This is a genomic window from Lysobacter sp. P5_C4, from assembly GCF_054049695.1.
Genome location: NZ_JBFULX010000001.1, coordinates 478,958 through 501,306, shown reverse-complemented (window position 1 = coordinate 501,306; position 22,349 = coordinate 478,958). Strand labels below are relative to the sequence as shown.

19 protein-coding genes and 1 pseudogene are annotated in these 22,349 nt (G+C 65.1%); 10 read left to right on the top strand and 10 right to left on the bottom strand.

Features of this window, described 5'->3' with window-relative positions; translation table 11 throughout:
• Positions 1 to 8: 8 nt before the first annotated feature.
• Positions 9 to 578, top strand: coding sequence for a hypothetical protein (locus tag ACXJJ8_RS02310; protein ID WP_499026653.1), 570 nt, complete (start codon positions 9 to 11; stop codon positions 576 to 578).
• Positions 579 to 624: 46 nt separating this feature from the next.
• On the opposite strand, the gene ACXJJ8_RS02305 is transcribed toward ACXJJ8_RS02310, so the two are convergent.
• The 4 genes from ACXJJ8_RS02305 to ACXJJ8_RS02290 form a co-directional block, all read right to left on the bottom strand.
• Positions 625 to 963, bottom strand: a complete 339-nt coding sequence (locus ACXJJ8_RS02305) for a hypothetical protein (protein WP_499026652.1) — start codon at positions 961 to 963, stop codon at positions 625 to 627.
• A 59-nt stretch (positions 964 to 1,022) separates the two neighbouring features.
• Positions 1,023 to 1,493 (bottom strand): Hsp20/alpha crystallin family protein, encoded by a 471-nt coding sequence (locus tag ACXJJ8_RS02300; protein ID WP_499027186.1) that lies wholly within the window; start codon positions 1,491 to 1,493, stop codon positions 1,023 to 1,025.
• A gap of 251 nt (positions 1,494 to 1,744) precedes the next feature.
• Positions 1,745 to 2,203, bottom strand: coding sequence for a PaaI family thioesterase (locus tag ACXJJ8_RS02295; RefSeq protein ID WP_499026651.1), 459 nt, complete (start codon positions 2,201 to 2,203; stop codon positions 1,745 to 1,747).
• A gap of 122 nt (positions 2,204 to 2,325) precedes the next feature.
• Positions 2,326 to 2,754, bottom strand: a complete 429-nt coding sequence (locus ACXJJ8_RS02290) for a hypothetical protein (protein WP_499026649.1) — start codon at positions 2,752 to 2,754, stop codon at positions 2,326 to 2,328.
• A 415-nt stretch (positions 2,755 to 3,169) separates the two neighbouring features.
• Here ACXJJ8_RS02290 and ACXJJ8_RS02285 point away from each other — a divergent pair, with 415 nt between their 5' ends.
• Positions 3,170 to 3,733 carry a hypothetical protein gene (locus ACXJJ8_RS02285; RefSeq protein ID WP_499026648.1) on the top strand — a complete coding sequence of 188 codons (564 nt, stop codon included), beginning with the start codon at positions 3,170 to 3,172 and terminating at the stop codon, positions 3,731 to 3,733.
• 47 nt (positions 3,734 to 3,780) lie between these two features.
• On the opposite strand, the gene ACXJJ8_RS02280 is transcribed toward ACXJJ8_RS02285, so the two are convergent.
• The 3 genes from ACXJJ8_RS02280 to ACXJJ8_RS02270 all read right to left on the bottom strand — a co-directional run bounded on the left by ACXJJ8_RS02280 (position 3,781) and on the right by ACXJJ8_RS02270 (position 8,537).
• Positions 3,781 to 5,874, bottom strand: coding sequence for a hypothetical protein (locus ACXJJ8_RS02280; protein WP_499026646.1), 2,094 nt, complete (start codon positions 5,872 to 5,874; stop codon positions 3,781 to 3,783).
• 135 nt (positions 5,875 to 6,009) lie between these two features.
• On the bottom strand, positions 6,010 to 7,824 hold the full coding sequence (locus ACXJJ8_RS02275; protein ID WP_499026644.1) for a tetratricopeptide repeat protein: 1,815 nt from the start codon (positions 7,822 to 7,824) through the stop codon (positions 6,010 to 6,012).
• A gap of 149 nt (positions 7,825 to 7,973) precedes the next feature.
• Positions 7,974 to 8,537, bottom strand: coding sequence for a hypothetical protein (locus ACXJJ8_RS02270; protein ID WP_499026643.1), 564 nt, complete (start codon positions 8,535 to 8,537; stop codon positions 7,974 to 7,976).
• 138 nt (positions 8,538 to 8,675) lie between these two features.
• Between ACXJJ8_RS02270 and ACXJJ8_RS02265 the strand changes: the two genes are divergently transcribed.
• Both ACXJJ8_RS02265 and eptA read left to right on the top strand, forming a co-directional pair.
• A complete protein-coding gene (locus ACXJJ8_RS02265) occupies positions 8,676 to 10,667 on the top strand; it encodes a hypothetical protein (RefSeq protein ID WP_499026642.1) in 1,992 nt (663 codons plus the stop codon).
• A gap of 28 nt (positions 10,668 to 10,695) precedes the next feature.
• Positions 10,696 to 12,273 (top strand): annotated as a pseudogene (eptA, locus tag ACXJJ8_RS02260) (phosphoethanolamine--lipid A transferase EptA); the annotation flags it as partial.
• Positions 12,274 to 12,332: 59 nt separating this feature from the next.
• Here eptA and ACXJJ8_RS02255 read toward each other — a convergent pair.
• Positions 12,333 to 13,301, bottom strand: a complete 969-nt coding sequence (locus ACXJJ8_RS02255; protein WP_499026641.1) for a quinone oxidoreductase family protein — start codon at positions 13,299 to 13,301, stop codon at positions 12,333 to 12,335.
• A 105-nt stretch (positions 13,302 to 13,406) separates the two neighbouring features.
• Here ACXJJ8_RS02255 and ACXJJ8_RS02250 point away from each other — a divergent pair, with 105 nt between their 5' ends.
• Positions 13,407 to 15,083, top strand: a complete 1,677-nt coding sequence (locus ACXJJ8_RS02250) for an NAD(P)/FAD-dependent oxidoreductase (protein WP_499026639.1) — start codon at positions 13,407 to 13,409, stop codon at positions 15,081 to 15,083.
• Positions 15,084 to 15,104: 21 nt separating this feature from the next.
• Positions 15,105 to 15,995: a pseudouridine synthase gene (locus ACXJJ8_RS02245; RefSeq protein WP_499026638.1), complete on the top strand. Its 891-nt coding sequence runs from the start codon at positions 15,105 to 15,107 to the stop codon at positions 15,993 to 15,995.
• A 42-nt stretch (positions 15,996 to 16,037) separates the two neighbouring features.
• On the opposite strand, the gene ACXJJ8_RS02240 is transcribed toward ACXJJ8_RS02245, so the two are convergent.
• Complete coding sequence (locus ACXJJ8_RS02240; protein ID WP_499026637.1) at positions 16,038 to 16,670, bottom strand: dihydrofolate reductase family protein; 633 nt, start codon at positions 16,668 to 16,670, stop codon at positions 16,038 to 16,040.
• 232 nt (positions 16,671 to 16,902) lie between these two features.
• On the opposite strand from ACXJJ8_RS02240, the gene ACXJJ8_RS02235 reads away from it, so the two are divergent.
• The 4 genes from ACXJJ8_RS02235 (at position 16,903) to ACXJJ8_RS02220 (ending at position 21,115) form a co-directional block, all read left to right on the top strand.
• Positions 16,903 to 18,651 carry a tetratricopeptide repeat protein gene (locus ACXJJ8_RS02235; protein ID WP_499026636.1) on the top strand — a complete coding sequence of 583 codons (1,749 nt, stop codon included), beginning with the start codon at positions 16,903 to 16,905 and terminating at the stop codon, positions 18,649 to 18,651.
• Between the two features lie 83 nt (positions 18,652 to 18,734).
• Positions 18,735 to 19,214, top strand: coding sequence for a hypothetical protein (locus ACXJJ8_RS02230; protein ID WP_499026635.1), 480 nt, complete (start codon positions 18,735 to 18,737; stop codon positions 19,212 to 19,214).
• Between the two features lie 138 nt (positions 19,215 to 19,352).
• Entirely contained in the window at positions 19,353 to 19,841 is a 489-nt protein-coding gene (locus tag ACXJJ8_RS02225) for a hypothetical protein (protein ID WP_499026633.1), read from the top strand.
• Positions 19,842 to 20,035: 194 nt separating this feature from the next.
• On the top strand, positions 20,036 to 21,115 hold the full coding sequence (locus tag ACXJJ8_RS02220) for an extracellular catalytic domain type 1 short-chain-length polyhydroxyalkanoate depolymerase (protein ID WP_499026632.1): 1,080 nt from the start codon (positions 20,036 to 20,038) through the stop codon (positions 21,113 to 21,115).
• Here the strand turns inward: ACXJJ8_RS02220 and ACXJJ8_RS02215 are convergent.
• Positions 21,099 to 22,328, bottom strand: coding sequence for an epoxide hydrolase family protein (locus tag ACXJJ8_RS02215; protein WP_499026630.1), 1,230 nt, complete (start codon positions 22,326 to 22,328; stop codon positions 21,099 to 21,101). The genes ACXJJ8_RS02220 and ACXJJ8_RS02215 overlap by 17 nt on opposite strands.
• Positions 22,329 to 22,349: the final 21 nt, after the last annotated feature.

Below are 22,349 nucleotides of genomic sequence, written 5' to 3'. Positions count from 1 at the left end.
AAGCCTTCATGAGAAAGAATGCGCTGGTGGTCGGTCTGTCACTCTTCTTTGTTCCGCATCTCGCGTTTGCAGACGACTGCTCTTCCATCAAGAACGTCGTCGAAATGTTGAAGCAGAATCCGGAGGCACTATCAAGAGCACAGGACACGCGGGGTGAGCCCTTGCCGGATGACCCAGGTGAGAAGAAATTCTTTCCAACGGTCACGCTTTCCGGTGCGCATGTGTGCAAGTACAYGATTTACAAAGAGGATGAAACATCTCCCTCATTCCAGACAGCTGACATGCTTGTGTACAGCTGCGAATGGGCCCTTTCCAGTGGCGAGGAAGGAATGGAGATGGCGGCCAGCATCAGAGATGCAACGGAATCATGCCTGGACATGAAGCCAGAAGCAGTCGACAGCAGTGATAGCGGATCCGTAAATTTTGCTCGCTTCAGGTTCAAGGAAGATGGGGCGGCAACGCAGCGCGGTCCTGGGAACCTTGCTATCAACGTATCGAGCACTGAGCGCACCCGAGGAAGACATGCAGGGGAGGCGCGGATGAAGTACTCGATAAAGCTTTCCTACGATGAGGATTGATTCGTCTGCAAGACGTCTAGCTTGGTGGTAGAAAGATTGAAGAACGTCAGTCCTTTGAGGAAGGGCTGTCGCGAGTGCCTTCCGGCATCGTGGAATCCACGCCGGAAGACGACAAGTCCTGGCGGTCCGCATGGCGGGTCACGGCATCGACCAGTTCAGCCGTCCAATCCTCAGCAAACGCCTGGATTTGCTGCGTAAGCCATTCGCTGGCACGAATCCCGGCCGGCAGCGCGCACCCGGCGGCGCCGCCATCTGCGCGGAGCTCGCGCCAGTGTTGCAACAGCGCCGCCGGCTCGGGGTGGCTTTGTATCAAGGCACGTAGGGCCATCTGCTGCGCCGCCAGTTGCGCCTGCACGATCGCGACTTCTTCGCGCCAGTTGTCCATGGATTGGTCACTCACCCGCGCATAAGGCAAACGCCCCGCACGGATGCGGGGCGCGTGGGTCAGCCATTGAACGTCGAACCCACCTGGATGCGCCGCGGGGTCGTCTCGGGGCGCTTCGGAATCACGATCTGCAACACGCCGTTGTGACCGGTCGCCGTGATGCCTTCCGGGTCCGCACTGTCGGGCAGCGCGAACCGGCGATGGAAGCCGCCGTGTTGGCGCTCGACACGCGAGAAGCGCTCGCTGTCGTCGATGTCGCTCCTTCGCTCGCCCTTGATGGTGAGCAAACCCTTGTCCATCTGCACGTCGATGTCGGCGGGGTCCACGCCGGGGATATCGGCATACAGGACAAAGCGATTCGGCTCCTCCTTGATGTCGACCAGGGGAATCCACTGGCTGGTGACGACCGACGACTCGTCCTTGGAGCCGCCTTGCAAGAAACTGCCTTCGAAAAGCCGATCGATGATTTGGCGGACCGGGTCCGTGGTTCCCTGTCCGCCCCACTGCGGATAGCGAGCCATCACGTTCATCGCATGTCTCCATTCAAGCTGTTGGTGTGGGGATGGGCCAGCCCATCCGCGCGGGAAAATAGCGCTGCTGGCCGTGTTTTCAAGATGGGGCGGCGGGTCGTTGGCGATTTTTAAGGGATGTAAAGGCGCCATAACAATGGCCTCGCGGACGAGGCCGGGTGCTGCGAATGTGCGCGCGTTGGCGGGGTGACGGGGCGCGAGGATGCAACGCACTCGCGTAGACGAAGCTGGCGGTTTTTTAGCTTGCTCCGTTACGCCTGCGGCAAGAACTTTGCTACGTCGATCTTCAGGCCCTTCCCGGGCAAGGCCATCAGGGTCGAGGTGCCGTGCGCAATCAGTTCGCCGGCTTCGTCGAACACACTGGCCTCGGCGTAGCTGATCTGCCGGCCCGCCCGTAGGCAGCGTCCGTCGGCGCGCAGCTTGCCGCCCGCTACTGCCTTGAGGTAGTTGAGCTTGAGGTCGACGTTCACGAGGCCGGCGTCCTCAGGCAGGCGCATGAACCCGGCCCAGAACGTCGCCGTGTCGATCAGTGTGGCGAGCACGCCCCCATGCACGATCCCGAACGGCTGCATATGGCGCTCGCCCAGCGTCAGCTCGATCCGGCAGCTGTCGAAGGCGAGCGCGGCGATCGTCATTCCGATGAGGTGGGGATAGGGCGCTCCGTGCACGCTGTCTTGGACGGCGGCGACGTACGCAGGATTGGGAGTCATGGGCAAGTCCATATCGGGTCGGTTCGCGAACAGCGTTGGCCTGGACCACAGCCGCCGTCAAGCGTCCGCTGTCGGCCAGAAGCGGACATTCACTCGCCGGACCTACGGTGGCGCGCCAAGTCTTAGTAGAGCATCGGGGCAAACTTAAGAATCACCACGTCATTTCGAATCAAGGCATAAAAATCTGTGCCCGTCGTTTCCTCGACTCCGGAGCAATTTACATACCGCAATTGATCTCCTTCCCGAAATTCGGCGCTCATGGTTATCCACCCGCCATGCGTTTCTGGAGAGGGGTTGCCCATCAGCTTGGAGCCTTCGATAACTTGGTTCGAGGTTAAAGGGACCGATATCGCACAGCCATGCATCCCCATTCGGTCAGCAATCGACGAAGGCTCATAATTCCAGGTGAATCCGTAGACCGACGCGCAACTCGTTAAAGCCAAGATCACGCCAAAAGGGAGCACGCGCGAAATGGTCGAGAGCAGCGCGAGGGCCTCGGCGCCTAGCGCCGCCAAGGAAGATTCATCGAGTTGGCTGTCGGCAATCTGCATGGCCGGCCGATCGTGCCAGATGGGCACGCCAAGATGAAAGCGCGAATATCCGCTTTGGGTCGAAAGCGGCCCCAAGCAACTTTCAGCTGCACCCGCTCTTCGCAGTCCCAATAACGATCGGCTACCTGCAAAGCTAGCTTTGCAGCCCCCAGTGACGGCGCGAGCGCCCCCCGATCGAAGCGACCCGCAAGGTGATGCCCCAGCGTGGGGAGTTTCAAATTTTTTTCCCAAAAAAATTTGGAACTCACCACGTTCGGGCGGCGCGCCAATGATGGAGTGGCGCTACAGCGGCTGGAGATGACTCTCTCGGGCGCTTGACTCAGAAAATCCACAGGTGTACGAAACTTTTTGGGGTTCCATTTGTCTTGAGCCCTACGACTTCTGCACGCCCTAGCCGAATCGGCGAGGAGTTGCCATGAAGCGCACCATCGGTCCAGCCGCGTCCCTCCTGGCGTTGGCCATCGTTCTATCTGCCGGCGAAGCCCGCGCCGCCTCCGTCACCAGCACCGACCTGCATGTTCATGCCGGCCTCAACTGCGTGCCCAGGCCCGGCGACTCAGCAAAGCTGGCCTACAACCTGTCGGAAGGCGTGCGCAACATCAGCACGACCACGACCGCGACCGTCTACTGCCCAGCGGACACCGTGCCCGTGAAGCAGGGCGCGAACTACGCCGGTGCTCCCCAGGCCGTTCGCGTGTTCGTCATCGACCGCAGCAGCACCGCGAGCGTCAGCTGCACGCTGAAGGCGATCGTCGAGAACAACGGCTTCGCCAGCACCAACACCTACCCGGTGAAGTCCTCGGTCGGCTCCTTCCCGGGCATTCAAGTGCTGCAGTGGACCCAAGCCGACGGGATGATCGCCATCGCCAACTACACCTTCCGGGTGAGCTGCACGCTGCCGAGGGCCACGGACGCAAGCCACCAGTCGGCAGTGCAGCAGACCGAAGTCGAGGTGCTCAGCAGCCTGCTCGTCCAATGACGAGTGTGCCGTCGCCGAAGGCATGCTCGCAGCGTTGAATGACTGACCTAAAGCAAGCCTGCGGCACGCGCGGCTTGCACCTGCGCGGCCGCCTTTGCCCGGGCGGGTGCGATCGTGCGGCCGTAACGGGGGTCCTTGCGCAACGCGGCGAGCAACGGGTCGCAGTCGAGGTCGGCGATCCCCTGGAAGAATCCGGCGTCCACACCCTGCCGCAAGGCGCGCAAGGCCGCCTCGTGATTGCCCAGGTGCTGGTTCCCTTCCACCTGCGTCCATGCGCGACCCCCGATCACGGCCGCGTAGGGACGATTCGCAACCGTTGCCATCGCCGCGCGCACCAAGCCTTCGCCGCGCACGCGATCCCCGCCCAGCAGCATCGCGTTCCCAGTCTCCAGCGCCTCGTTCGCCTCGGTTGGGTAGACACCGCCCGGCGGCGCGTCGAACCACCGCGGGTGCTGCCTGCGCTCGAGCCCGATCAGCGTCGCATGATCCCCCATGCGCATGGCGAAGGCGGCGGCGTACGCATCGCCCGCGCCGTCTGGCAGCCGCGCAACGAGCGCATGCGCTGTCTTCCAGTCTCCGCGCAGGGCCGATAGCCGCGCTTGCGCGACCCCGACCGCCGGGTGGTTCGGCACGCGCGCGGCCAGTGGTCGCAGGCACGCGTCGGCCGCATCCAGTGCACCGAAGTTCATGAGCGTGAAGCAACGATCCACGCGCAGGCCGAAGGCCTCTGGCGCAATCTGCTCGAGGCGCTGGAAATCGTGCAGGGCCGATACGAGATCGCCGCGCGCGACGTGGATGGCGCTGCGATTGCCATAGCTCCGCGCCATGTTCGGCTCTTCGGCGATGAGCTGGTTGATCTCGGCGAGTGCTTCCTCCAGGCGTCCTGCCGAGCCGAGTGCAAAAGCGTGCGTGCTGCGTATGATCGGGGAGAGTGGGTCGAGCGCGCGCGCCTGGTCGAAGTACCGCATGGCCTCCTCGCAGCGTCCCATGCGATACGAGAGCAATTCGGCAAACCGCTGCCAACCGGTCGCGTAACCCGGCGCAAGCGCCAGGCCGCGTCGATACGCGCGTTCCGCGCCTTCCAGATCGTTGTCCATTTCCAGCGAGGCGCCCCGGGCGACTTCTGCCTCGCCCAGATCCGGGGCAAGTTGCAGCGCGCGCTCGAGATAACCCTGCCGCGCGCGACGCTCTGCCTCGCTGATGTCGCCGTAGATCTCGAGCAGGAGCAGGGCATCGTGCGCTCCGACGTACGCGCGCGCGAACGTCGGGTCGACCCGGATCGCGTGTTCGAAGTGTACGAGCGCTCGCCGCATTTCGGGAACGTCGCGTCGCGGCAGCAAAGCCATGCCTCTCAGGAAAGCATCGTAAGCGGCGAGGCTGTCGGTGCGCCTGCGCACGAGCCGCTTCTGCGTCGAGGCCGGCAACTGGAGCGACAGCGCTTCGACGACCGATGCGGCGATCTCATCCTGGATCTGGAATACGTCGTCGAGACGCCTGTCGTAACGCTTCGACCAGATTTGCGCATTGTCCTTCGCGCGGACCAACTGCACGGTGATGCGCACCTTCCCGCCCACCTGTTGAACGCTGCCCTGGAGCAGATGCGCGGCGCCCAGTTGCCGGCCGATCTCTCGCATGTCGGTCGTCTTTCCCTTGAACGCGAAGGACGAATTTCGCGCGATGACCTTGAGGTCGGGAACCTGAGCGAGCATGTCGAGCGTCGTCTCCGCCAGGCCGTCGGAGAAATACTCGTTCGTGGGATTGCCGCTCATGTTGACGAAGGGCAACACGGCGACCGATCGCTCGGCCATCGTGCGCCCGTTGCGCAGCGCGGGTTGTCCGTAGAAGTACCAACCGAGCGCCAGCACCACCAGCCCGAGGCTGATACCGACGATCCGTTTGTTGCCAACCGAGCTTGTGGCGAGCTTGACGCCCTCGGGCGTCAAATCGAACGCCCATGTCAGCAAAAGGGCGAACGGAAGGCCGAGTGCGAAGAGGAGAATGACGACGCGCAGCGTCCACGCCGGTGCATCGAACGCGGGCAACGCGATCGAAGCCGCCTGGATCGCCACCCAGGCGACGACGAGGTAGACCATGGCCACGCGAACGACCCGGCGTTGCTTCAACTCTGCGAGGAAGGACATGGGCGGCTCCATCGTCCACTGGGGGAGCAAACGTGGAGGGGGCCTGTGCAAGGTCAGCCGCCGCAGCAAGGCCATTTCACCCATTCGGCCTTCGCCGGATGCGCGCGCCCCTGGCGTTGACGGCGGGCCGGCGATTTATCGGCAACGGTACTCACGCGCTGCAACCCGCGTGCACGCATCCGGTGCACCGTACTGCTCCCATGCATCCACCCACCCGATGCGCCGAGCCACCTCGGGAAACGCCGGCAAGCGACGCATGGGTGCATCTTCCGGCGACCAGATGCGGAAGACGATGCCCGTATCGTCCTGCGACACAGGCCCGGCGAACAACGCCAGCCCCTTCGCGTATTCCCCAAGCCGGATGAGCGAAACGACAGTCCATGCGGGCACGATCGCGGGCTTCGTTGCGAGGCAGTCTTCGATGATCCGCAGCGCGCGCGCCCGGGCATTGCCGTCACCGCCGATCACACCCGCAAGCAGCGCGTCGTACTTCTCCGGCGCAGGGTTGCCGCACGTCGTCGGGTTCTGTTTCAGCGCGACGGCCATCAACCGCCGGGCTGCGGCGATGTCGCCGCGCTGCCGCATGACTTCGCCGAGGCCGGACTTGGCGAGCGACAGGCCGAGCGCATCGGTCTGCGTGAACAGCACCTCCGCTTTGGCGAGATCGCCGGCGTACATGTACTGATAGGCGCGCCAGTTGACCGCGTTCGGCAACATCGGATCGATCGCGATCGCGCGGTCCAGTGCCTGGATCCCTTGCCGCGTGTAACCGGTGACGATCAGCCATTGCCCCAGGTACATGTGGGCCGACGCATCCTGCGGCTGCATCTGCACTGCGCGATCGAGGAACGCGCGTGCCTCCGCGAAGCGCCGCTCGTAGCGCCACATTTCGAGGCCGAGCGCGTAGACCGGTTCGGCCAACGTGGGGTCCAACACCATCGCAGAACGCGCGTGCCGCTCGGCTTGAACACCACGCTGCGGGTCGCGGACATTCACCACCATCTGCACCAGCGCGAGCCGCGCGTGCGCACGCGCGAACTTCGGATCCAGCGCGATGGCACGTTCCAGCCAGTCGATCGCGTCCTTCGCGTGCGCGTAGTCGCGCTTGTTCATGACTTGCGTGGCGCGCAGGTACAACTGGTAGGCCTCGGGACTGGTCGTGGATTCAGCGACCAGACGGGACTTTTGTTCGCCGATCAACGTCACCTGCAGCTCGTCCGCGATCGCATGCGCGATCTGGTCCTGCAACTTGAAAACATCCGACAGGTCGCCGTCGTACTGCTTCGACCATAAATGGATGCCATCGGCGCTGCGAACGAGTTGCGCGGTGATGCGAACGCGATCGCCCTGCGTGCGCACCGAGCCTTCGAGCACATGGGCGACACCGAGCGACTTGCCGATGGTACGCAGGTCGACGTTGCGGCCCTTGTAGGAAAACGACGACGTCCGCCCGGCCACCCGTAGATCCCGGATCTGCGCAAGCGCATTGAGGATTTCCTCCGACATGCCGTCGGAAAAATATTCCTGGTCGTGCTTCGGGCTGAGGTCGGTGAAGGCGAGGACTGCGATCGACTTGTCGTCGAGCGCCGGTGCCGCATTCGCGTCGACGACGGATTGACCGGGCCGCACGCTCGGCTGGCCGACAAAGTACCAACCCAACGCCAGCACGCTCAGGCCGATGGCAACCGCGAGGACGCGCTTGTTCCCGACCGGCGATGCGTCGAGCCGCATCCCCTCGGGCGTGAGATCGAGCGCCCACGTCAGCACGAGCACGACCGGGAAGCCGAGCAGCGCCACGAGAATGAAGACGCGCAGCGCCCACGACGGAGCGTCGAAGGCGGGGAATCCGATGCTTGCGGCCTGCACGGCCAGCCAAGCAGACACCAGGTAGACGGCGCCGACCTTGATGACCTTGCGCCGCTTCAGTTCGGCGAACAGATTGCCGCTCATGCGTCCGACTGCCCCCTGTTGGCGAGCCCCCTGCACACGGGAGGTACCTTACAGCAAGGGGTAGGGGGCTCTGGTGGGCTTGCCCAACCGGGGTCAAGTCAGACGCGGCGACACGGTGCGGTTGTTGCAACGCAACCGGCACCCTGCCTCTAGCAACCGCTGCGGGCAGGCGCAACGACGGCAAGTCCCTTTGCCGCATCCTGCACAGTTGGCGGCGTGAGGCTGAGGCTGACGTGCCCCTTGTAGTCGAACTTGAAGTTGACGACGTCGTCCTTGAAGTTGATCGAACCCTTGGCGTCCGCAAAGTCCCCGGTGCCGCCCACGATGGGGTGATGGCAACGACCGTGGATTTCCTCCGCGAACGTGTCGTCCGTGTACTTCGCCGTGAAGGTGTAGGTCGTCTCGAATGTTCCGCACGCCGTGCCGTTGAGGCAGCCGACGAAGATCTCGGATCCTTGCTCGACATACGTGCCGCTCGGGTTGAACCTGGAGGCGGAGACGTACGTGTACCAGCAGCCATCCAGGCTCCCGGAGAGATCGATCGGAGGGTAATCCCCCGGATTGGCGGGTGGACTCCCGACCGGCGGTTGACACGCGCTGTTGAACACGCCGATGCCGGAGACCTGCGTGGTTCCCGCACTCGCGGGCATCACAAGCACGGCGAACACCACTGCCGCCACGAATGACGTGAGGACATGTGGGTGGGTTCTCATGACGGTTCTCCAGGGAGCGGGTGTGATCGCATCCCACCGCCGGCAACCCCGTCCGCGGAAGTGACACGGGGTAAAGTCACCGTGACCTGCGCAGCCGCTTCGCGGCGTTACCAATGAGGCGCGTGGCGGCGGAGCGACATGAACAAGCAGCCCGGCATGGCCTCACACGACGATGGGGAACCGGACCAGGAGGCCATCCGCCTGCAGCTGGCGAAGATCCTGGCCAGCCCGCTGTTCTCGAATGCCCCGAGCCAGGAACGGATGCTGCGTTACGTGGTCGAGCACGCGCTTGCCGGCGAGGCGGGCCGGCTCAAGGAATACACCCTCGGCGTGGAAGTGTTCGACCGTGGCGGCGACTTCGATCCGCGCCAGGACACGATCGTGCGCGTACAGGGTCGGCGCCTGCGCGACCGGCTCGCCGACTATTACCGCGAGCAGGGTATCGATGACCCGGTCGGGATCAGCCTGCCCAAGGGGCACTACGTTCCCACCTACCATTGGCGGCAGGTCGGGCCCCCATCCGCATCCGACACGGACGGCCGCAAACGCCACTTCGTCATCATCGGCTTGCTCGTGCTCGTCCTTGGCGGAGTTGTCTGGGGCAAGTTCGGCACCGGGCGACCGGATGTCGGGCGCACGTCACCGGACGCGTCGATCGCCGTGCTGCCGTTTGTCGACATGAGCGCCGACAAGGACCAGGAGTACCTTGCCGACGGCCTGTCGGAGGAGATCACCAACCTGCTGGCCGGCGTCCGCCAGCTCAAGGTCACCGGGCGGACCTCGGCGTTCTCGTTCAAGGGCACCAACACGCCGATCGTGGAGATCGGCCGCAAGCTCGGCGTGGCGCACGTGCTGGAAGGCAGCGTGCGCAAATCCGGCGACCGGCTGCGGGTCACCGCACAGCTGATCAAGGCCGACGACGGCTTTCACCTGTGGACGAAGACTTACGACACGGAACTGAAGAACATCTTCGCGATGCAGGACCAGGTCGCCCGCGACGTGACGCAGGCGCTGTCCGTCAAACTCGACGCGGTCATGCTCAACCGCGCGCAGGGCGGCACCACCAACGTCGATGCCTACGACCGCTTCCTGCGCTGGCGCCAGCTGTTCCTCTCCGACAACTTCGACGCAGAACACGACCGCCAGCGCATTGCGCTGTCGCGTGAGGCGGTGACGTTCGACCCGAATTTCGTCCTTGGCTGGGATGCGCTGGCGACATCGTTGCGTGGCCTCGCCGACGATGTCGACGATGTGCAGGCTGCGCAACTGCGCGATGAAGCAGATCAAATCTATCTGCGCATCGCCAAAATGGCGCCGGAGAGCTGGATCGCGAAGCGCGAACGCGCCTACCGCCTGTGGCGCGAGGGCAAGCGGGCGGAAGCCATCGCCGTCGCCAAGGAAATCATGGACGGCGGACCATTGACCTACGAGCACTGGTTTCCCTACATCAACCTGATCTTCGCCGTGGGCCACCTCGAGGAGACCATGGAGTTGGTCGAGCGATTGCGGACCATCGAGCCGCAGATGATGTTCCTTTCCCGCGACCTGCAGTACGACTACATCGCCGCTCGCCGCTTCCCGGAATCGGCAACCGAGTACCGGCGCAGCCTGGCGCTGGAGGGCAACCCCGTCGGACCCGCCGAAGTCGCCTTCGCGCGCACGCTGGCGGGCAAGGACGCTGCGCCCGAAGCGCTGGAGGATCTCCATCGCCAACTGCTGCACAGTGACGACAAGATTTACCGTCTGCCGTTCTTCCGCGATCTGCGCCCCGTGCTGCACGACCGCGACGCCATGCTGGCCATCCTGCGCAGGGCGGCCAAAGATCCGGTCTATGGCGGTGACGGCGCGTCGGTGTTCCTGCAAGCGTTCCTGGCCGATGCACTGGGCGACGCCGACCTGGCCGCGGTTGCGCTGCGCAGATCCCTGGAAAGCCGCGAGGGCTTCCGGAACGGCAGCATGGTTTACACGGATTACTTCAATTTGTGGATCGAGCCGTATTCCCGGCTGCGCAGCCACCCCGAATTCAAGCGCCTGCTGATCGAGATGGGCGTGGTCGATTACTGGCGGAAAACGGGCAAGTGGGGCGACGGCTGCAGGCCGGTGGGCGCCGACGATTTCGAGTGCCGGTGAACGGGATGCCGTGCCTTCGGGCGAGTGCATGAACCGGTCGTTTCCCAACGGCTTTTTCAGCTGCCGCTACAGGACGTTCGTTGCAGCGTTCACCGCCGCGAATCTGTTGTTGTTCGGATGGCCGCTGTATTCCTACGCGCTGTCCACGCTGCATGCCGACACCTGGTCGGGGATATTGGATGTGCTGGTCCTGACCGTCGTGCAGGCGGTGCTCATGGTGATGACGCTGACCGCGGTGTCGCTGCTGTCCCTCAGGGCGATGAAAGCGGTGTGCATCGTCCTGCTCGTCGGCAATGCCCTCGCGTTGTATTTCATCGACACCTACAACGTCATGCTCGACAAGACGATGATGGCCAACGTCTTCGACGTCGACCGCGGGGAGGCCTTCGATCTCTTCCATCCCAAACTCGTCGCTTACCTGCTCGTGTTGGGTTTGCTCCCCGCATGGATCGTCGCCAGGACGGCGATCTTCGATTACACCCGGCCCAGGCGCCTGCGCTTGCTGGTGATCGCCGGCGTGCTCGGATGCATCGTGGTGTATGCAGGTTCGTCCACATGGTTCTGGTTCGACAAACATGCCAGGCCACTGGGCGGGTTGATGTTGCCGTGGGCCTACCTCGCAAACTCGGCCCGCATGTGGGAAGACACGGCAACTGCCAATCGTAAGCAGGCGCCATTGCCGCCACTACACTTCGCCGACGCCCATCCCGGGCGCAAGACGATCGTCGTGCTGGTCATCGGCGAATCGGCGCGCGCGAGCAACTTCTCCCTCTATGGCTACGGCAGGGACACGAATCCCGAACTCGCCAGGGCCGGCGTGATCGCGCTGCCCGACGCGCACACATGTGCCACGTACACGATCGCGGCGATCCGCTGCATGTTGTCGTCCATGGGGCGTGATGCGCCGGCGCGTGTCACCCAGGAAACCCTGCCGAATTACCTGCAGCGCCACGGCGTGTGGGTCATCTGGCGGTCCAACAACTGGGGCGAGCCGCCGGTGAAAGTCGGGCTGTACCAGCGTGCGGACGACATCCGCAAGACCTGCACCGGCACTGGTTGCGAGTCCCTCGACCATGACGAGGTGCTGCTTCATGGCCTCCAGGACATGCTGACGGACGCCACGTCGCGGCGCATCTTCGTGGTGCTTCACCTGGCAGGCAGCCACGGCCCGACTTACTACCGCAAGGTCCCGCCGGCATTCGCGCGATTCCAACCGGTCTGCCAATCGGTGGACCTGGGCGCGTGCAGCCAGGCCTCGCTGGTCAATGCCTACGACAACACGATCCTCTACACGGACCACGTGCTGGCCGAAACGATCAAGCTCTTGCGGGAGATTCCGGAAAGCGCCTCCACCATGCTCTACATCTCCGACCACGGCGAGTCCTTGGGAGAACACGGCCTTTACCTGCATGGTGTCCCCAATGCGATAGCGCCCGATGTCCAGCGCGTCGTGCCGTTGATCGTATGGATGTCTCCCGGGTTCAGTGCATCCAGGCAGGTGTCCGCCGAGGACATGCGCGCAAAGGCGCCCTTCGGCGACGACAACATCTTCCACAGCGTCCTGGGTGCCTTCGGCGGCAGCAGTGCTGTCTACAAGCCCGGTTTGGACTTGTTCGACCCTGCGAACCAAGCCAATGATGGAGGCACGCTTCCGCCCCGAAGCCACTACGGAATCAGCAACACTTTCCCGGCACTCCCGCGCCCTTCCAGAATCGCATGCCCCCGCGCCCCCTCGCGCAACGGAACACGCGCTGCGATCGCCACGCGCAATTGCCCCGCGCGCACCGCAGCGAACAACCGATCGGCGCGCTGCTGCCGCACCTGCGCCGTCGTCAACACGTTCCACAAATCCCCGCCGACCAACGTCAACGAACGATCCATCAACACCCGTGGCTCCACCGGATCCGGATCGCCCGCCGCCATGCCATAGAACACCACCGTGCCGCCGATCCGTGCCAGCGCCATGCTGTCCCCGAGCGTGCGCCCGATCGAGTCGTACACCACGTCGACGCCGTCGGGCACCAGGGCGCGCACGCGCTCCACCCACCCAGCGCCAGAATCCAGCGCATGCAGCGCACCGCCCGCGAGCGCGGAACGACGCTTGTCCTCAGACGAAGCGAGCGCGATCACACGCGCCCCCTTCGCATTCGCCAACTGCACCAACAACTGCCCGACACCGCCACCGGCCGCGTGCACCAACAACGTCTCGCCGGCCTGCACGGCATGACTGTCTTCGAGCAGGAACTGCGCCGTCAGGCCTTGCAACAACAACGCGGCCGCCGTCTCCGCATCGATGTCGTCGGGCAACGCGATCAACCGCTCCAGCGGCACCGCCACCTGCTCGGCGTTCGCGAAGGCACAGTCGGCGAACGCGACACGCTGGCCGACGGCAAATGCGCCGCCGATATCCTGCGCGTGCAGCGCCGCGATCACCCCCGCGCCCTCGTAACCGGCGATCCACGGCGGCGACCCGGCCAGATGGTAGCGGCCCTGGCGGCGATAAATGTCGGCGAAGTTGAGCCCGATCGCTTGCGTGCGCACCACGGCCACGCCGGGCCCGGGCTGCGGGTCGGGCAGGGCGGTCCATTCCAGGACCTCGGGTCCCCCGAATCGCGAGAATGTCAGTGCGTGCATGGCGGGCCTTCGCAGGAAATGTATCGCCGATCAGCCAGATGAAGATGTTATCGGGTTCCCCCCGCCTAAAATGCGGGCCACCGACCCCGCCTTCGAATGCACCGCATGCTGCGACTGACCGACCTCAAGCTGCCGCTGGACCACCCCGAGCCGGCATTGCGCGAGGCGATCCTGGCGCGACTCGGCATCGCCGCGGACGAGTTGACCGGCTTCACCGTCGCCAGGCGCAGTTACGACGCGCGCCGGCGCGGCGCGATCGTGCTGATCTATTCGGTCGACGTCGACACCCCGCGCGAAGCCGACATCCTGCGGCGCCTGCAACGCGATGCAGAATCCGCGCAGTTCGCGCACGCCGGGGAAAGCGGCAAGGTGATGCCCACGCCGGACACGCACTACAAGTTCGTCGCGCGCGCACCCGACAACCTTCCCCTCCGCCCGCTGGTCATCGGCATGGGCCCGTGCGGCCTGTTCGCCGGCCTGGTGCTCGCGCAGATGGGCTTCCGGCCCATCATCCTCGAGCGCGGCAAGGCCGTGCGCGAACGCACCAAGGACACCTGGGGCCTGTGGCGCAAGAAGGTGCTCGACCCCGAGTCCAACGTGCAGTTCGGCGAAGGCGGCGCAGGCACGTTCTCCGATGGCAAGTTGTGGAGCCAGATCAGCGACCCGAAGCATTACGGGCGCAAGGTGATCGACGAGTTCGTCAAGGCGGGCGCGCCGGAGGAAATCGCCTACGTCAGCAAACCGCACATCGGCACGTTCCGCCTGGTGGCGATGGTGGAGCAGATGCGCGCGACGATCGAATCGCTGGGCGGCGAAATCCGTTTCAGCCAGCGCGTGGATGATCTGCTGGTCGACACCGACTGCGATGGCACGCGCCACGTGCGCGGCGTGACGCTAGAGAGCGGCGAACAATTGCGCGCCGACCACGTGATCCTCGCGCTGGGCCACAGTGCGCGCGACACCTTCGCGATGCTGCATGCACGCGGTGTGTTCCTCGAAGCCAAGCCGTTCTCGATCGGCTTCCGCATCGAACATCCGCAATCGCTGATCGATACCGCGCGCTTCGGCCCGCAGGCCGGGCATCCGCTGCTCGGCGCGGCCGATTACAAACTCGTGCACCACTGCCGCAACGGGCGCTCGGTGTACAGCTTCTGCATGTGCCCCGGCGGCACCGTGGTCGCCGCGGCCAGCGAGCCCGGGCGCGTGGTCACCAATGGCATGAGCCAGTATTCGCGCAACGAGCGCAACGCCAATGCGGCGATCGTGTGCGGCATCACGCCGGAGGATTACGCGGCGTACGGCGAAGGCCCGCTCGCCGGCATCGAACTGCAACGGCACTGGGAAGCGCGTGCGTTCGAACTCGGTGGCGGCGAATATGAAGCACCGGGGCAACTGGTGGGCGACTTCCTCAAGGGCCGCGCCTCGAGCGCATTCGGCGGCGTGCTTCCTTCTTACAAACCCGGCGTGCGCCTGGGCGACCTTGCGCCCTCGCTGCCGGACTACGCGATCGCCGCGATCCGTGAAGCGCTACCGGCCTTCGACAAACAGATCCGCGGCTTCGCGATGCACGACGCGGTGTTGACCGGCGTCGAAACCCGCACGTCCTCGCCGGTGCGCGTCACGCGCGGCGAGGACGGGCACAGCCGTAACACGCGCGGGTTGTTCCCCGCGGGCGAAGGCGCAGGGTATGCGGGGGGCATCCTGTCGGCCGGCGTGGATGGCATCCGCACGGCCGAAGCGGTCGCGCTCGATATCATTTCGCGCAGCGCGCGCGCGGCCTAGCGCGCCACGCGCACTGCCCGGATGCGCAACCGTCCTCCCACCCTCGATGGATTGCCCGCAAGCACCCTGCAACTACCGCCGGGTCCATGGCCGACCGTGCTGGATTGCCTGTGCGAGCGTTTCCCGGCGGTCACGCGCGCCCAATGGCTGGAGCGCATGGCGCGCGGGCGGGTGGTGGACAGCGCCGGGAACTCGCTGACGCCGGAAACCCCGTATCGCGTCGGGCGCGAAATCCATTACTACCGTGAAGTTCCGGACGAGGCGCCCATCCCATTCGAAGACGTCGTGCTGCATGCCGACGCCGACCTGCTCGTGGCTGACAAACCGCATTTCCTGCCGGTCGCGCCCACCGGTGCGCATGTCCACGAAACCTTGTTGGGGCGCCTGATCCGTCGAACCGGGAACGCTGCATTGGCGCCACTGCACCGCATCGACCGCGAGACCGCGGGTTTGGTGTTGTTCTCGACCAACCCGAAGAGCCGCGCCCGTTACCAGGCGCTGTTTCGCAAGCACCTCATCGAAAAACACTACGAGGCAATCGCGCCAGCGCTGCCCGATGTTCAATTCCCATGCACACGTTCCAGCCGCATCGTCGCCGGCGACCCGTTCTTCCGCATGCAGGAGATCGAAGGCCCGGCGAACAGCGAAACCCGGATCGACGTCATCGCGCGCGGCGATGCGTACTGGCGTTATGCATTGACACCGATCACCGGCCGCAAGCACCAGTTGCGCGTGCACATGGCCGCGCTGGGCGCGCCGATCGCCAATGACGCGCTCTATCCGTCACTGCGCCACCGCGCGAAAGGCGATTACGCGGCGCCCTTGCAACTGCTGGCGAAGCGCCTTTCGTTCGTGGATCCGCGCAGTGGCGTCGAGCGCAGCTTTTCGAGCCATTTTCGACTTCAGGGCTGATCGACTGCGCGCCAATGATGGTGGAACGCCCTTTGCCAGGACTTACTCACGCACATAACGCAAATGCGTAGCGCCCGAACCCTCGGTCACCTTGTCGATGCGAAACCTGGGCACCGGCCCCGAAAGGTTTTCGAAAAGCCGCCTGCCCCCGCCGAACATCACCGGCGCCAACGCGATCTCCAGCTCGTCGACCACGCCCAGGTTCAAGTACTGCTGCACGACGTCTGCGCCGCCCGAGATGCGAATGTCTTTTCCACCCGCAGCTGCCTTCGCCTGCGCAAGCGCACGCTCGGGTCCCTCGTTGACGAAATAAAACGTCGTCCCACCTGGCCGCACCCATGGCGCGCGCTTCTCGTGCGTCAGCACATAAACCGGCGTGTGGAACGGCGCCTCCTCCGGCCATGACGCCTCGCCCTGCTCGAACATCCGCTTGCCCATGATGTTGGCGCCGATGCGCTCCATGGTCTGGTGCACCAGGTCATTGACCGGACCGGTCTCTCCGCCGGGCCCGAACCCGTGGCTCTCGCGGAAGGCCTGCTGTTTGAGCAGCCAGCCCATCAACGCACCCCACTTCGCGCCCCAGAGCTCCGGCTTCTGCCAGTTCTCCAGGGTCATTCCTTCCGGCGCCATGTAGCCATCGAGGCTCAGCCCGATGTTCACGAAAACCTTGGCCATGACTCTCCTTTTCACGACTTTGCAGATCCGACCGCGCAAAGATCGCTGACAACGGCGACTTCACGCAATGCCGCCGCAACGCACGCGCGGGCTTGCGTCCGGCGGCCAGGACGGCCCATTTGCGCCGCCGGTTGCGTTTCCTTCCCTGATCCCCCAAGGAGCCTCGCGATGAAAGAGACCCACCTGGGCGGGAGCGGGGACGTGTTGCCCGAATGAGCCATCGGGCAACCACATGTTGAGCATCCGCCAGTTGCGCAAACGCAAGGTCGCGCAATGGGTGCTCGGCTACACGGCGGTCGCGTGGGCCTTGTTGCAGGGTGTCGGCCTGCTGGCCGGCACCTACGGCTGGTCGGCCGTGCCCATGCGCGTGGGCGTGGCGCTCGCGGTCCTCGGGTTCTTCCTCACGCTGGTCATCGCCTGGTTCCAGGGCGAGCGCGGCCAACAGAAAGTCACGCGCGTGGAGGTCATGCTGATCGCGATCCTCGTGATCGTGGGCGGCGCGTGGCTCTGGCAGACCGTGCGCACGACGTCCGAAGCCGTCGCCTCCGTGGCGACCCAGGGCACCGACATCCCGACGATCGAAAAGGACCCTTCGATCGCCGTGCTGCCGCTGGAGAACTTGAGCAGCGACAAGCAGCAACAGTATTTCTCCGACGGTATTTCCGAAGAACTGCTCAACGTGCTGAACAAGGTGCCGGAATTGCGCGTGATCGCGCGCACCTCGAGCTTTGCCTTCAAGGGCCAGGACCTGCCCGTGCCGGAGATCGCGCGCCGCCTCCACGTGGCCTCGATTCTGCAGGGCAGCGTACGCAAGGCGGGCAGCCGCGTGCGCATCGCGGTGCAATTGGTCCGCGCCACCGACGGCGCGCAACTTTGGTCGGAGAACTACGATCGCAACCTCGACGACATCTTCCAGGTGCAGGACGAGATCGCCGCGTCGGTCGTGGACCAACTGAAGATCAAACTGCTCAAGGCGCCCACCGTCACGCCCGTGGATCCGCGGGTCTACGCGCTGGTCCTCCAGGCGCAGGCGCTGCTCGACCAGCAGAGCAAGGAAGGGCGCGCGCAGGCGCTGCTCGTGTTCAAGCAGGCACTGTCCATCGCGCCGAACGAAGCGCGCGCGTGGGCGGGCCTGGGGCGCGTCTACATCAACCAGTCCATCTACAGCGAGATGCCGCCGGCGGATGCGGCGAAGCTGGCGCGCGAGGCGCTGGACAAGGCGCTGCGCATCGACCCGCGCAACGTCATTGCCATCACCGGCCTGGCGCGCCTGGCCGCGGACTTCGACTTCGACGCGCAGGCCGCCGCCGATTACAACAAGCGCGCCTTGCAGATCGAACCGAACAACCTGGTCGCCATCAACACGCTCGGCATCCTGCTCAGCAACGTGGGTCGCTTCGAAGATGCGCTGCCGCTGTACGACTACCGCGTCGCGCACGATCCGGCGAACCCGACCGCCTACAACAATCGCGGCATCACCCGTTACTACGCGCGGCAATGGGACGCGGCGATCGACGACTTCCGCACCGCGCTGCGCCTGAGCCCCGCCTTCGTCGGCGCACGCAACGGCATCGCCGTCTCGCTGCTGGTGGGGAAGGGCGACGCGGCCGGCGCGTTGCGCGAGATCGCCGGCGAGCCGGATGAAGCCTCGCGGCTCCAGGTGCGCGCGCTGGCCTTCCACGCCCTCGGCCGCACGAAGGAATCCAATGCGGCCCTGCAGGGGCTCATCAGGGCGTATGGGGACCAGCAACCCACGCTGGTCGCGTTGGCGTACGCCTATCGCGTCGACCGCGACGCCGCCTTCCAGTGGCTGGACAAGGCCGCGGAACTCCACGACCCCGCGGCCACGTCGGTGGCCTTCGACGTCCTGACCGACTCGCTGCGCGACGATCCGCGTTGGCTGCCGTTCCTGCGCCAGATCGGTTACGCACCCGACCAGCTTGCGAAGATCCGGATCGACGTGCCGAAGCCGGGCACGTGACGCGGGGTTAGTCACACCGCTTTGGGGGAGTCGAACCGCGCGATTTCGTCGTTCTATCTGGTTGGTAGCCAACGGAGGACGAAATGCAGATCAAACGTACGCCATGCCTGATCGGCCTGGCCCTCATCGCGACGGTGGCCCTCGCCGGCAACCCCAAGTTCCTGCGCGCCCCCAGCGCTTCGCTCGGATCGCCCAAGGTCATCGTGCGATGGACCGAAGTCGGCCTCGGCAGCGTCGACAGCGTCAGTTACACCGCGAGCGCCACGGCCGGCGCCCGCTACCAGTGCGTCAATCGCGGCAACAATTGCCCGGCCGCGTCGAACAAGGCGGACGTGTTGGGCAACGTCTCCGTGGGCGGCACCTTCGACGTCGACAAGAACGGAAGGATCTCCGAATCCCTGATCATCCCGGCCCCGCCCTCCAACCTGGTGTGCCCGAGCGGTCAGGTCGTGGGCGTGGTCTCGGTCGTCTTCACCAACATCACCTTGACGGATGTGACCAATGGTCTGTCCTCGCCGACCAACCCGTCGGCCCTGACGTACAACGCGTCCGAGTGCCCGTGACACACGCGGCGTAACGACGAAAAAGCAGGCAAACCCACCCGGGTCGGGTTAACCCCACCCGGTTGGGGGAGTCGCGCGGCGCGATCCCGTCGTTCTATCTGTTTGAAGCCGCCTTCCGGCGCGGCAACGGAGGACGACATGCAGACCAAACTCAGGCTGTGCCTGCTTGCAATGACCGTCGTCGCGACGGCAGCCGTGGGCGGCGGCCGCCCGCACTTCCTGCGCGCGCCCAGCGCCAGGCTCGGATCGCCCAAGGTCATCGTGAACTGGGCGGAAGTCGGCCTGGGCAACACCGGCAACGGCATCACTTACGTTGCGAGCGCAACAGCCGGCGCCCACTACCAGTGCGTCAAGAGCGGCAACGTTTGCCCGCGCCCGGGCGCCAAGGAAGAAGTGTTGTACAACGTGCACGTCAGCGGCACCTTCAGCGTCGACAAGAACGGGAAGATCAGCGACACCCTGATCATTCCGGCACCCGAAAGCTCGCTGGTCTGTCCGAAGTACCAGCACGTGAGCGTGGTCTCCGTTGTCTTCACCGACATCAAACTGACGGATGTCAGCAACGGCGTGTCGTCGCCGGCCAATCCGTCGGCGTTGTCGTACAACGGGCCCGAATGTCCCTACTAGACGCGTTGCCGCGAGCGAAGCAGTCCACCGGGTGACCCATTGCCGGGATGCGCAATCGCCTCCCGGCACCGATGGACTGCCTGCCAGCACTACTGCAATCCAGCGGGCGCGTGACCCGTCATGCGCGGCTCACGCGAGGAACGCCATCGTGGCGATGGTGCATCGCACCAATACCGCCACGTCCTGGAATCCCATTGTCTTTTCTCAGCAAGCTTTTCGCCCGCAAATCAGCCACGCTCGCCCGGCCCGACCCCGATGCATTGCAGGCGCAAATCGGCAAAACGATCGACGATGCGCTGGCTGCCGCCGGCCTTTCGGGCTTGCCTGCGACCGCGCCTCCCGGGCGAGCCGAGCGCGCGCCTCGACACGAGCGCGCCACACCACTGCCAGGGACATTCCTGGAGCATGCATTCGTCCATACGGCCGGAAAGCGCCGCTACAAACTCTACGTGCCGACGCAATACCGCGCGGATGCGCAAATGCCGCTGTTGTTGATGCTCCACGGCTGCACGCAGTCGCCCGATGATTTTGCGGCCGGCACGCGCATGAACGCGCTCGCCGAGCAGCATGGATTCCTGGTGGCCTATCCGGCGCAAAGCGCGAATGCCAACGGTTCCAAATGCTGGAACTGGTTCCGGCCGGGCGATCAAACACGGGAGGGTGGTGAGCCCGCGCTGCTCGCCGCCCTGGCCCAGGACATCGCGCGCAACTACGCCGTCGATACCGAACGCGTGTACGTGGCCGGTCTGTCGGCGGGCGCTGCCATGGCGGTGATCCTCGGCGCGACCTATCCGGATGTCTTCGCAGCTGTCGGCTCCCACTCCGGGCTGCCGTATCGCGCGGCCCATGATGTCCCTTCCGCCTTTGCGGCCATGGGCGGACGCGATGTCGCCTACGCCTCCAACGACGACGTACCCCCGCGAACACCGGCCGCGGTCACCCCGCTGATCGTGTTCCAGGGCGACAGCGACATAACCGTGGCCCCGCGCAATGCCGACACGCTCGTGCGGCAGGCCATCGGGGAAGCGGCGGTGCTCGCGCCGGAGAAACATGTGAGCGAGGGCGAGGGCGCCGGCCGGCGCTATACGCGCTCCACTTACACCACGACGCGTGGCGATGTGCTGGTCGAGTCCTGGCAGATCCATGGTGCAGGGCACGCATGGTCGGGCGGAAGCGTCGAGGGGACTTACACCGATCCGCAGGGGCCCGATGCCTCCGCGGAAATGGTGCGGTTCTTTCTGCACACCGCGTCGGCTGCTAGTGCAAGGATTTGAACGCCGCGCGCATTTCCGACGCGAACAGTAGCGGCTCTTCCCACGCTGCGAAGTGCCCGCCCTTCTGCGCCTCGTTGAAGTAGGCCAGGCTCGGATAGCCGCCCTCCGCCCAACGCCGCGAGGGTTGGTAGATCTCGCCGGGGAAGACCGTGAACGCCGCCGGGATCGAGAATTTCTTCGGACCGAAATACGGCGGCTTGTTGTCCCAGTAGCTACGCGCCGAAGAGACCCCGGTGCCCGTCAGCCAATACAGCGTGATGTTGTCGAGCACGTCGTCGCGCGTCAGCCGCTCCGGCGGCTGTCCCGCGGTCGGCGTGCGCATCGCCGCGAGCACCGTCGCTGCCGGCTGGTCGTCGCCGTCGCCATGGTCGATCAGCCACGCCGCGAGCGCGACGGGAGAATCGGCAAGTCCGTAAAGCGTTTGCGGGCGCGTCGCCATTTCGATCGCATAGCCGGCGTTCTTGACGAAAAAGCCCTGCAGCTTCGCGAGCGCGCTCCGCTCCTGGTCGGTGATGTCCGACGGCGGCGGTGCGCCGGCCTGGATCGTGTTCGAAATGGTTTCCGGAAGCGCGAACAAGAAGTTGGTGTGCATCCCGACGAGTTCTTTCGGCGCCTGGACCGCCATGGCGTCCGTGATCTGTCCGCCGACGTCGCCGCCCTGCGCGACGAATCGCGTGTATCCCAGTCGCTTCATCAACTCGACCCATGCGCGCGCCATGCGGGCGTGATCCCAGCCGGTCGTCGTCGGTTTGCCCGAAAATCCGTAACCGGGAATCGACGGAATCACGACATCGAAGGCATCGTCCGCGCTGCCGCCGAAGGCCGTCGGGTCGGTGAGCGGGCCGATGAGTTTGATCTGCTCGATGATCGAGCCGGGCCATCCGTGCGAAATGATGACGGGCAGCGCGCCGGCGTGTTTCGAACGCACGTGGATGAAGTGGATGTCGAGCCCGTCGATCTGCGTCATGTACTGGGGCAGGGCATTGAGCTTGGCCTCGCACTTGCGCCAGTCGTAGTCGGTGGCCCAGTAGCGCGCCAGGTCCTGGAGCGGCGCGAGCGGCACGCCCTGCGAAGTGTCCGCCACGGTCTCCTGCGCGGGCCACTGGGTCGCGTTGATGCGACGCTTCATGTCCGCCAGTTCGGTGTCCGAGGCCTCGTAACGGAAGGGACGAATGGCTGGATCGGCGTTCGTGGTGGTTGCCTGTTGGCCCATGGCTGCAGTCCTCTTCGAGGA